The organism is Thiomicrospira sp., assembly GCF_014859555.1.
GTDB lineage: Bacteria > Pseudomonadota > Gammaproteobacteria > Thiomicrospirales > Thiomicrospiraceae > Thiomicrospira.
Window position 1 is genome coordinate 1 of the sequence record NZ_JACUTY010000061.1, and the last position, 10,884, is coordinate 10,884.

10 protein-coding genes and 4 tRNA genes are annotated in these 10,884 nt (G+C 43.8%); 6 read left to right on the forward strand and 8 right to left on the reverse strand.

What is annotated here, in order from left to right; genetic code table 11:
- Positions 1 to 286: 286 nt before the first annotated feature.
- From IBX48_RS08935 to IBX48_RS08950, 4 genes are all read right to left on the reverse strand, one after another.
- Positions 287 to 1,057, reverse strand: coding sequence for an IS4 family transposase (locus IBX48_RS08935; RefSeq protein WP_296833453.1), 771 nt, complete (start codon positions 1,055 to 1,057; stop codon positions 287 to 289).
- A 259-nt stretch (positions 1,058 to 1,316) separates the two neighbouring features.
- Positions 1,317 to 2,528 (reverse strand): methyl-accepting chemotaxis protein, encoded by a 1,212-nt coding sequence (locus IBX48_RS08940; protein WP_296833456.1) that lies wholly within the window; start codon positions 2,526 to 2,528, stop codon positions 1,317 to 1,319.
- Positions 2,529 to 2,597: 69 nt separating this feature from the next.
- Positions 2,598 to 3,728, reverse strand: a complete 1,131-nt coding sequence (locus IBX48_RS08945) for a chemotaxis response regulator protein-glutamate methylesterase (protein WP_296833459.1) — start codon at positions 3,726 to 3,728, stop codon at positions 2,598 to 2,600.
- 36 nt (positions 3,729 to 3,764) lie between these two features.
- Positions 3,765 to 4,592, reverse strand: coding sequence for a protein-glutamate O-methyltransferase CheR (locus IBX48_RS08950; protein ID WP_296833462.1), 828 nt, complete (start codon positions 4,590 to 4,592; stop codon positions 3,765 to 3,767).
- Positions 4,593 to 4,687: 95 nt separating this feature from the next.
- Here IBX48_RS08950 and IBX48_RS08955 point away from each other — a divergent pair, with 95 nt between their 5' ends.
- The 5 genes from IBX48_RS08955 (at position 4,688) to IBX48_RS08975 (ending at position 7,062) form a co-directional block, all read left to right on the forward strand.
- Entirely contained in the window at positions 4,688 to 5,728 is a 1,041-nt protein-coding gene (locus tag IBX48_RS08955; protein WP_296833465.1) for a hypothetical protein, read from the forward strand.
- 194 nt (positions 5,729 to 5,922) lie between these two features.
- Positions 5,923 to 6,282, forward strand: a complete 360-nt coding sequence (locus IBX48_RS08960) for a response regulator (RefSeq protein ID WP_296833469.1) — start codon at positions 5,923 to 5,925, stop codon at positions 6,280 to 6,282.
- A gap of 35 nt (positions 6,283 to 6,317) precedes the next feature.
- Entirely contained in the window at positions 6,318 to 6,593 is a 276-nt protein-coding gene (locus tag IBX48_RS08965; protein ID WP_296833472.1) for an STAS domain-containing protein, read from the forward strand.
- A 14-nt stretch (positions 6,594 to 6,607) separates the two neighbouring features.
- A complete protein-coding gene (locus tag IBX48_RS08970) occupies positions 6,608 to 6,931 on the forward strand; it encodes an EscU/YscU/HrcU family type III secretion system export apparatus switch protein (protein WP_296833474.1) in 324 nt (107 codons plus the stop codon).
- A 54-nt stretch (positions 6,932 to 6,985) separates the two neighbouring features.
- Positions 6,986 to 7,062: transfer RNA gene (locus IBX48_RS08975), tRNA-Pro, on the forward strand.
- 208 nt (positions 7,063 to 7,270) lie between these two features.
- Here IBX48_RS08975 and IBX48_RS08980 read toward each other — a convergent pair.
- From IBX48_RS08980 to IBX48_RS08995, 4 genes are all read right to left on the reverse strand, one after another.
- Complete coding sequence (locus IBX48_RS08980) at positions 7,271 to 9,025, reverse strand: hypothetical protein (RefSeq protein ID WP_296833478.1); 1,755 nt, start codon at positions 9,023 to 9,025, stop codon at positions 7,271 to 7,273.
- Between the two features lie 438 nt (positions 9,026 to 9,463).
- Positions 9,464 to 9,539: transfer RNA gene (locus tag IBX48_RS08985), tRNA-His, on the reverse strand.
- An 18-nt stretch (positions 9,540 to 9,557) separates the two neighbouring features.
- A tRNA-Arg gene (locus IBX48_RS08990) sits at positions 9,558 to 9,634 on the reverse strand.
- Between the two features lie 48 nt (positions 9,635 to 9,682).
- A tRNA-Pro gene (locus IBX48_RS08995) sits at positions 9,683 to 9,760 on the reverse strand.
- A 177-nt stretch (positions 9,761 to 9,937) separates the two neighbouring features.
- On the opposite strand from IBX48_RS08995, the gene folD reads away from it, so the two are divergent.
- The gene (folD, locus tag IBX48_RS09000) at positions 9,938 to 10,786 is read left to right on the forward strand and encodes a bifunctional methylenetetrahydrofolate dehydrogenase/methenyltetrahydrofolate cyclohydrolase FolD (protein WP_296833481.1); all 849 of its coding nucleotides are present in this window, start codon (positions 9,938 to 9,940) and stop codon (positions 10,784 to 10,786) included.
- The last annotated feature ends 98 nt before the right edge of the window (positions 10,787 to 10,884 follow it).

Here is a 10,884-nt window from a genome sequence, read left to right on the forward strand (position 1 = left end):
AGATACAAATGGACACCTCGATTAACCCAGAATGAATTCTGGCAACGCCAAGTTTGTCAGATCAAGGCGAGAACGTGAAGGAATGTCTAGACCTTGCAAACGTTCACAACGCGGAGCTGGTAAACTTGGCTAAGCCCCTTCGGGCGGGGCTTACATGCCCTGCGGCCTTTAAAAATTATGTAGGCGTAGGGAAGGCCACTTCTTCGTTGTTACGACTCTTGGCCATAGAATGACTAAGGCCGGCGAGTCGCGCCTAGAATAAGTGACCTTTAAGTCCCGCAGAATTTTATTCTGGGTTAATCGAGGTGCCCAGATACACAATCAAGGCCGATAAAACTTGAATACGAACCGCATTCGGGTTTTGTCCGATAAAGCGTTTGATTTTTAGGTTCTGTTTAACCCATTTGAAAAATAACTCAATTTGCCAACGCTGCTGCGCAATCTCTTGAGCTGAACGCTTAAAGTCGTTGGTAATGAGCGCTAGATTTGCTTTACCGTCTTCACGCTTGACGACAACTCGGCGCATTTGGAATGAACCGAGCCGTTTTTGCTGATTGAAACCGCTAAACTCAATGCACTGGTCTTGGAGAATGTGCGGATCTTGTGGATCTAACAGATAGGATTGAACAACATTGAATACTGCGCTCTTTTGTAACCGACTCACCAGCTTGATTTGCTGTTCACTCAGTTGCTTCCACCATTGATAATCAATGTAGCCCTTATCCATGACATGGGTTGAGCCAGGTTCCAGCTCCCACATACGCGCTTGGTTAATGTCTTGCACATTCGCATCGGTCAACTCAAAACATACCGGTACTTGGTTGGATAGTTCCAATTGCATGTGCAATTTAAAGCCTTTGATGCGTGAGCCGCGTAACGCCCAATCATAACCCTGTCCAAACAATTGAATGGGGCTTGAGTCCATCAAGTAGGTAAAGGTATTGAGCTGTTTGCGTAATCGGCGGTTTACCTGACCCATCAAGTGCTGGCATAAGGCAAGATAGACATCGGCAGAACGTTTTGCATTGGCTTCCGATAAGGTGCTGCGCTTAAGCACATGAACACCGAGATGATAGTGATGGTGCGCTTATGCGTTAAAGCCTTTGGCGTGTTTATCGGTTTGGTATTGGGTGACTAAGGAATTAAATGTGGTGCGAATGGGTTTTAAAAATTGCGCGAATCGAGTAGAGTTAAACACAGCCGTCGTCTCCTTTTTGAAGTCTTTCTTTTGTCGGAAATACCTCTATCCTAGGAACAACGGCTTTTTTGTCAACCCCTCATAATTTATTCCGGACACTAGTGCCAGGCCTGGTGGTTTAAAACAGTTCAATCTCACCTTCGTCCATCGTACCCGTACTCACACGACGCATACGTTTACCTTCAATCTCTTGGCGTTCTGCGTGCATGGTCTGTCTAAACTCTTCTAAACGCTCTTTATACTCATGCGCTGAAGAAGCTGGGTTTTCTTTGCTTTCTTCCAAATACTGGTTAATTTGGCGCGAGAAACTACTCAAGTTTTCAAGGTGGTTCATGACCTGTTCAACCAACTGACGTACGATATCTTCAAACTGCAACGAACGCACCGCATTTGATACGCTATGTTCGATTCCACTGATGATGCCCGACACATCACTTAACTTGGTCGATATGGTTTTGTTCATTGATTCAAGATCACCCAACATATCATTAACACGTGTTTGCGAGGTAGACGCTTGCTCCATGTCTTTACTTGCCATTTCACTTACAATTCCGCGCACTTGATCAACCGTATGACGCGCTTTCTGCGCCTTTAAGCGAATCTGTTCGTTTAATTGGTTAGAATTTAACGACAACTTACGCACCTCGTCCGCGACCACCGCAAAACCACGCCCTGCTTCGCCGGCTCGCGCGGCTTCAATCGCCGCATTTAACGCCAATAAATTGGTTTGATCGGCAATGCCTTTTACATCCTCAAGCAAAGTGAAAATCGCTTCGATTTGCGCCACCATGTCGTCAATTTTGCTCATGGTCTGATTACTACGTTTACTGCCGTTCGAAATCATATCAATCAGCTGCTGTAACACCTGTTTAGTTTCATCCGAGAATTTTTCAATACTCATGCCTTCGCCCGTACCACCCAAATTCGCAAGTAACGACAAGACGAGCTGGTACTGCTCATTGGTTTGAGAATGCAAACCGGTAAAGCTGGTGTTTAAGGTATCAATCGCTTCGGCCACCAAATCTTTCACTTGTAGCAACTCGGTACGCACCACGTCGACTTCTTCATCAATAACCGCGTCTACATCACTCATGATCAACTGCAAAGAGCCACCGGATTCTCGCACACTCACCATTGGTTCGGCCTGTTGCCGAGCCCGGGAATTTGCCAAGCCTAAATTTGTAGCATTACTCGAGATTAAACGCGTCCAAACTAGCGAAATAACCACCGCAACTATCATTGGCATATATGGAATATCAAGCCACATTAAGCTAATGCCTACCAGGGTGACTAACCAAGCTGGCCAATAGAGTTTGATAATTTGAAACATGCGATGAATTCCTTCCGCTTATTGCATTTGGTGTTGAATTGTATTGGATATAAGCACTCTTTGTGCCATTTATTTTGTTACGAGGTCTAAAATAACTTTCGAGATTTTATCCAAAGCTAAGACTTGATCGGCCGCCCCCAACTTAACGGCTTCGCCAGGCATACCCCAAACCACACTGGTTTTTTGGTCCTGAGCGATGGTTGGTGAGCCTGCCTGCTGTATTTCCTGAAGACCTAACGCGCCATCGGCTCCCATGCCGGTTAATAAAACGCCAACGGCATTGATTCCCACATTTTGAGCCACCGAGCGGAACATAACATCAACCGATGGTTTATGTCGATTAACCGGCGAGCCATCATTTAAACGGCAGATATAACGCGCGCCATCTCGCTCAACCAGTAAATGCTTGCCCCCTGGGGCAATATAAACATGACCCGGCAATATTTGCTGGCGGTCTTTCGCCTCCATGACGGTCATTTGCGAAACCGAATCCATCCGAGTCGCGAATGGGCCACTAAATGCCGCCGGAATATGTTGCGATATCACAATGCCTGGACAAGAAGCCGGCATTCGCATCAACACTTCCTTAATCGCTTCTGTACCACCGGTAGAAGCCCCAATCGCAATAATTTTATCGGTGGTTTTAAAGTGGCGCGCTGGCGAAGACAGTGGTTTGATAATCGCATCCGCACTGTACTTTTCGCTGGGACGTGAAGTGGGGGTAGGCAACACTTCAACTTTAGGGTGCGACTCCTGATTCGCCACATAACGCGCATATTGGCGCTCTAAACTGGAACGAGATACAAGCGCGGCATTTTTCACTTTTTGACAAATTTCTTGACCATACTGTTCAAAAGTATGGGCTATATCTATTTTGGGCTTGGTGACAAAATCAACCGCCCCCAGTTCCATCGCCTGAAGTGTGACATCGGCGCCTTTTTCGGTTAACGACGATACCATCACGACCGCCATCGGATGTAAACGCATTAAATTGCGTAAAAAACTCACCCCATCCATGCGAGGCATCTCAACATCCAGGGTTAAAACGTCAGGATGGCGCTCTTTAATCATGTCTCGAGCCATATAAGGATCCGACGCGGCGCCCACAACCTCAATCGCTGGATCGCTATCAAGCATCGCTTGCAACATCTGGCGAACCAGAGCCGAATCGTCTACGATTAATACTTTTACCTTTTCCATAACTTTCCTTTAAGCCACGTGTGATTTAATCAAAGATCAACGTAGCTTTCGGTAAACCGTTTGGCCAAGTAATTCAAACCGGTCACATACTTTATACAAGGATTCAGAATGCCCAATGAACAGGTGACCTTCTTCTTGTAACAAATCTGCGTAACGGTTAAATAACTTACTCTGAGTAGGCTTATCGAAATATATCACCACATTTCGACAAAAAATCACATCAATTTTGTCACGAATAGGCCATTCGTTCATTAAGTTTATTTGACCAAAGTCGATAATTTGCTGCAACTCAGGTTTGACTTTTACAACCCCCGATCGCTCTCCCGTACCTTTTAAAAACCAACGTTTTTTTCTGTCTTCCGATACGCCTTTTAAACGCTCGATATTGTATACACCTCGTTGGGCGGTCTCAACAACCGTGGTATCCAAGTCGGTAGCTAAAACACGTGCATCCCAGCCAGATGGTACCGCTTCTTTTAATGTAATCGCTAACGAATAAGGCTCTTCACCAGTGGAACAGCCTGCCGACCATATACGAATTTTTTTGCTGGCTTTATTTTTAGCCAATAAATGCGGAATCACTTGATTCGTCAAGTACTCAAAGTGGTGGTTTTCGCGGAAAAAGAAAGTTAAGTTAGTTGTAATCGCGTTAATCAAATTAACAAACTCTTCTTCACCCACTTCTTCGACATAATCCAAATATTGGCTGAAACGATTCATTTGTAAAAACCGAATCCGTTTAGCCAAGCGGTTGTACACTAAGTTCTTTTTGGACTCATTCAAGTCAATGCCCGCAAAATCATAAACCAGTGATTTAACTCGTTTAAAATCCTTGTCACTAAAGTCAAATTCATTTACGCTCATAGCCAAGTCTTTCCTTCGTAAAAGCCCATAAGTTGCAGTGTAAAAAACCACGCTGTATTTAATAAGACCATTTTAAACTAAACGCAGCTTAGACTATGTCCAAAATTCAAGGCCATTTGCCTGCCAGTCCGACTTTAAAACTTAACGCCTCATCGCCGCTTGCTTTAAATTTGTTGAAGCCGCTCATTGGGCAGACAGTAAATGTGCAAGTTATGCAGGTGAACCAGGGACAAGTCAGCTTAAATCTTGGCGGACAAACCCTGCAAGCTCAAACACAACTAAACCTAAAACTAAATGACCAATTGCACGTCAAGGTAAAAGAACACCAAGGTCAAATACGGCTCCAAATTCAACCGATTAACAACCCAGCTGACAGTAGCAAGGTGTTTTTGCGACAACTGCTACCCCAGCAAATGCCCATTCAACAAACGCTAAACTTTTTATCTCAACCTCAACTGCTTCAACAGCTGCCGCCACTTATACAAGGCCAAATCAGCGCTATATTAGAACAGTTATTAAAACCGCACAGCCATTTCAACGCTAAAAACGTCAAACAAGCACTGGCAAATAGCGGAATCTTACTTGAAAACAAACTCAGCTCAAAAAACATTACACCGCAAGCTACACAAACCGACCTTAAAGGGCAGCTATTCAAACTCCAGCAAGGCCTGCAACAACTTGCAACACAAACCCGCAACCCAAGCATTACGCAAGCCTTAACAATGGTTAACCAAAGTATTAATAAAATTACCCTTAACCAGCTTCACCTTCTCGACAACACCTCATTATTAACCAACCTCCCCTTGCAACTGCCTCACCAAGTTGGTGCCATTACGCTGGAAATTAGAAACAAAGCAGACAAAGAAAAACAACATTGGGAGGTTATTTTACAAATGTCACTGCAGGAAACCGATGATGTAACCTGTAAATTAAGCCTTAAAAACGACCATCAACTCAACTGTTTTTTTCATACAGATGGCACCATACTCGCCAACCAAATACAAAGTGCCTTCCCCATTTTAAGAGAAATGTTTAACCAAGCCAGCTTGGCACTAAACCTGCTTGAGTTGAGTCTTACAAAACCCAGCTTTAGCCCCAACACTCAGCAAGTCGGATTGATCGACATTAAAGTTTAATAAAGAGATAGGCAACTGGGTTTAAGCCACCTTAACGGACTTAACACGCCTGTTATGGGATTTAACCGAATCAAAAGTGATCAGTTGAGAAGTGGAATAAGCGGGTTTTACGCATATCCATTTTACAGCCGCTATAATTACGCGTAAAATCACTCACAATTAATTTCAAACTTTAAAGAATAGAGAGAAAGACGATGTCAAAAATCTTAGCAGTTGACGATTCTAAATCCATGCGTCAAATGGTTAGCATGTCTCTTAAATCAGCTGGCCACGACGTCACAGAAGCCGAAGACGGTGCGGTTGCATTGGATATTGCGAAACGCGAACAGTTCGATTTAGTAGTCACTGACATCAACATGCCAAACATGAACGGCATTGAACTCATTAGTGCGCTGCGAGCGATGCCTAATTACAAGTTCACCCCTATCTTGTGCCTAACCACTGAGTCTTCAGGTGACATGAAAACGAAAGGCAAAGATGCGGGCGCAACAGGCTGGATTGTTAAACCCTTCAGCCCTGAAAAATTGCTGTCTGTAATTGGTCGCGTACTATAATCGATATTGCAATTAAGCATTAAGGAGCCTGTATTATGAGCAGCCAAGTTACGCTTCCGGAAAACCTAACGATTCACCATATTAACGATCACTTTTCTGAACTTAAGCAAAGCGTGATGTCTGAAAATGAGAATTTGGTATTTGATGCAGGCCAAATTGATTCGATTGATACCTCAGGCTTACAAATGCTCCTAACCTTGGTTGAAAACCTGAAATCTCGCCAAGTGCCATTTAACTGGCAAAACGTTAACAGCACACTTAAAGATAATGCGTTAAATATTGGCTTGGTTACTCAACTTCAGCTTCAATAACTTCAGGCTACCACGTGTCCGATAAACCCAGTTTAAAAGACACGCTTGCTGTCAGCCTCGAATACTCGGGGGACAGCGCTCCTAGAGTTACTGCAAAAGGGGCCGGTCACCTAGCTCAACAAATCATTGACGTCGCCAAACAACACAATATCCCAATTACTCAAGACCAGGAGCTTACCGAGCTACTCAGTCAAGTTGAACTGAATGAACAAGTACCAGCCGCCCTTTACGAAGCGGTCGCGCAAGTTTTAGTGTTCGCTTATCAGTTAAGCGGTAAGTCGTTACCCAACCCTTCTAAAAGCCCCTCCCCTGACGATTTACAAAATAAACGCAATTAAGCCCCTTAACTTGCTTGCTTCAGGTTTAAAAACCGCTATAATCTACAGCTTGTTCGGGGCATGGCTCAGCCTGGTAGAGCACCGTCATGGGGTGGCGGGGGTCGAAGGTTCAAATCCTTCTGTCCCGACCAATTTTACTTCAAAGTAAACACGTATCAAACAGTTCCCCATTCACTTAAGCATTACCTTTTCACGGGCACATTGTTAATGTATCTATATTAGAATAGCCTTCCAATTTTATTCGGTCTATTTAAACCAACTTAACATCCAGTGGCAATAACTCATACCTAGCAATAGTTTATATCTATAGCTTTTCCCAAACCCTAGCTGGCAAGAATCTTAACGAATTGAGTTAATGATTCGAATACGCTCTTCATGCCTCTCGCCAACATTGTTAATAAACTGGTCTACCAATTCTCCGAACTGTAATTTTAGATCCCACTTTATTGCATTTTTTTCGCGTTCAATCGCGTCTAGAATATCGCTGCGCATTTGGTCTCTATGAAAAAACTCATCCGCACTCACAATCAACACATCCGTCGCCATCCAAGCAAGCGCCCCTGCGCCGATCCCGCAAGCAACAGAAGCTGGACCTGCTGCGGAACAGACGGCCATGCCTGATGCCGTTGATGCTGCTATAGTGGCCATTCGACTTGTCGTTTGAACCGCTACTTTTGATGTCGCCTTAACGGCAACTTGCGCCGCTAAGCGGGCACTCACCTTTGCCGCAATTTGCGTCGCAATTCGCGCCGAGACAATAGCCGCAATTCCACTGCCAACATAAGAACCACCAAAATCAGGTAAATTTTGCTCAGCTAAACGATCTAAAAGACAATCAAACCCTGAGCTCGCTAAGTTAATACCTAATGACTCATTAGTTTGGTTAAACTCTTTTGTCAGAAACCCATCTAGCTCTGATAAGTTTTGCTGTAGCTTCGCTTCAAGGATCAGCCCCACCCTATCTGAAAACTGGCGCATAATGTAGGCATTTAACGCGTCATCAGACACAAACTCTTTGCCCTTTACAGCAAGCTGCATATAACTTCCCTTTACACTGTAGTTCCAGTCCAGAAAGGACTCTATGCCTTGCTTAACCTCTTCGTTATCAAGCGCATCGTCAACTAGTTGATCAATTTTTCGATTCATTTCTGTAATTATTTGTTCGCGCCGATCAGCTAGTTCCTTATTTATATGAACCTGATAAGTTTTAACTTGGCGTTGTAAACTTTCTTCACTGCAGGTCTGTGATTTCAAGCCGAGTGATGCCATGAAGCCTTTTTTGGGTTCTAAAATATTTAATACATTCGGGACGTTTGTTGAACTTACTAACAGATATATGGCAAATATTCCACCAAGTGACAAGCTAAACCCCCAGCTAAATGACGAGGCCGGTTGCCCCACATTTTTGGTTAACTGCTGATTGAGAAAACTTAAAGAACCTAGCATGACCAACCAAACAAAACCTAGTTTGAATGCGTTAATCAAGGTAAAACTTAGCCAAGCTATAAACTTGTACCCCCAGGCCATATCAACCTCTGACCCTCTTTGCAGGACTGCGACAATGAAATGTTGCATCGCTTGATCGTAGGCTAGCATCCAAGAAAGCCAGGCGACGTTAGCTTCACTCGATTGGCGTGCTTGATACACCAGCTCATGCCAGCTATGTGCCGTCATAACAGGTAAATCAGCATATATAATAAAAACTAGACTATAGACTAAGGCCAATATAAGCAGGTTAAGGTAGTAAACAGGTATAAAAAGTAAAAATCGATATTCAGTTTTTAAATGATGTGTAGATTTTTTTTGAGCCCAGTAATAAATAGCTAAAAAACTCACGGTGCTTACAAAGAGCAAAATCCATTCAACATAGGGTAAGTTTTCTATACGCCCAAACCCGGCCACCACAAACAGCGCAACCCCTGCAATAAAAACGGAGGCTATAAAACTGCTTAATTTTAGGATGACACTCTCAGAAAGCCCTTGAAGCCTGCTGGACTCTTGAATTGTGGTTTGCAAATAGGCTTTGCGCTTGATGTAGCCAACTGGATAAATAAATTGGTAAGTAACCCAGGCTATAAAACCCAGCGTAAACAAGATCATCCAGCTTGGCAACTGTGCGATATTGAACGCGTTAAACACACCAACCATCAACCACAAAACCAACAAACCTAGCAGTAGGAAAACGTTATTTTTGTCTTTAAACATGTTATTTATTACTAGAAACCGCGTAACTTAAAATCCAGTTATACCACAAAACCTATTAATTCTTTGTGTATATTAGCTGGTTTATAATAGATCTGTTTACCTCTACTTCAAGCTCTCTAAACTCTTTGAATGATAGTTAACTACCCACAAGATTTAAGGCATTATTTAAGCAACAAAGGTAACTATACTTTAGGAAGGAAGCCTATAAGGCGTTAGCAAAGACGTAAAGAATGTAGACTATTTTTTGAATTGACTTGACTTGACTTGACTTGACTTGAAATATTACAGGGAATATAGGTTTTTTAACCTATTGAAATAAAAGAAAAATGGGGTGACCGACGGGGATCGAACCCGCGACAACAGGAATCACAATCCTGGGCTCTACCAACTGAGCTACGGTCACCATATTGGAACGGCGAAATGGTGCGCCCGACAGGACTCGAACCTGTAACCCTCGCCTTAGAAGGGCGATGCTCTATCCAGTTGAGCTACGGGCGCTCATTCGAACCTCGGGTACTTTCTGAAAACTAATCAAAAAGTGAAATCTGGTCGGAGTGGAGGGATTCGAACCCCCGACCACCTGTACCCAAAACAGGTGCGCTAGCCAGGCTGCGCTACACTCCGAGTTATCGGCCAACACACGTTAGATCAGATCTGTCTGTGCGTCAAAAGATGCGCGTATTGTATAGAGCACCCCGTCGCCTGTCAACTGCGTTATCAAACATTTTTACAATAATATTTCATCGTTAAATCGGTTATTATTGTCGACATTAGAAACCTGCTTAATATTAAGGGAACATTATGTCTGCTAAAATCTTAGACGGAAAAGCCATTGCCGCTGAACTGCGTGCAAGTATTAAAACAGAAGTAGATCAATTAATTAGCCAAGGTAAACAACGACCAGGCCTGGCGGTTATATTAGTGGGCGAAAACCCGGCTTCTCAAGTTTATGTGCGCAATAAAAAGAACGCCTGTAAAGAAGCCGGCTTTAATGATTTTGCTTATGACTTACCGGCCACAACCAGCCAAACAGATTTATTGTCGTTGATTGATGAATTAAATGCCCGTGATGATGTTCACGGTATTTTAGTTCAGCTTCCCCTACCTGATCATATTGACCCTGAAACCGTGATTGAATGTATTACGCCTTCTAAGGACGTAGATGGCTTTCATCCATACAATGTGGGACGCTTAGCTACTCGCATGACCAAGTTGGCACCTTGCACTCCACACGGCGTGATGACGATGCTTTCTAAAACAGGCATTGAGTTGCGTGGCTTAAATGCGGTTGTGGTGGGTGCCTCTAATATTGTGGGTGTGCCGATGGCTTTAGAGCTCTTAAACGCACGCGCAACCGTGACGATTTGCCACAGTGCAACTAAAGACTTACCTAAGATGGTATCAGAAGCCGATTTAGTGGTGGTGGGTGTAGGTATTCCTGAAATGGTGAAAGGCGAATGGATTAAACCTGGCGCGATTGTTATTGATGTTGGCATTAACCGGATGGAAGATGGCCGTTTATGCGGTGATGTGGAGTTTGCGGCGTCTCAAGAACGCGCTAGCTGGATTACGCCCGTTCCGGGTGGTGTCGGCCCAATGACCATTGCCACCCTTTTAGAAAACACCTTGCAAGTCGCCAAGTCGCAATAAGACTTGATTTCTAAATACTGAGGCGCCTAAAAAACGTCTCAGACTATTGAACATCCGCAGCCAAACCGACTAGCAACTGCCATTGCGATGGCGTCAAT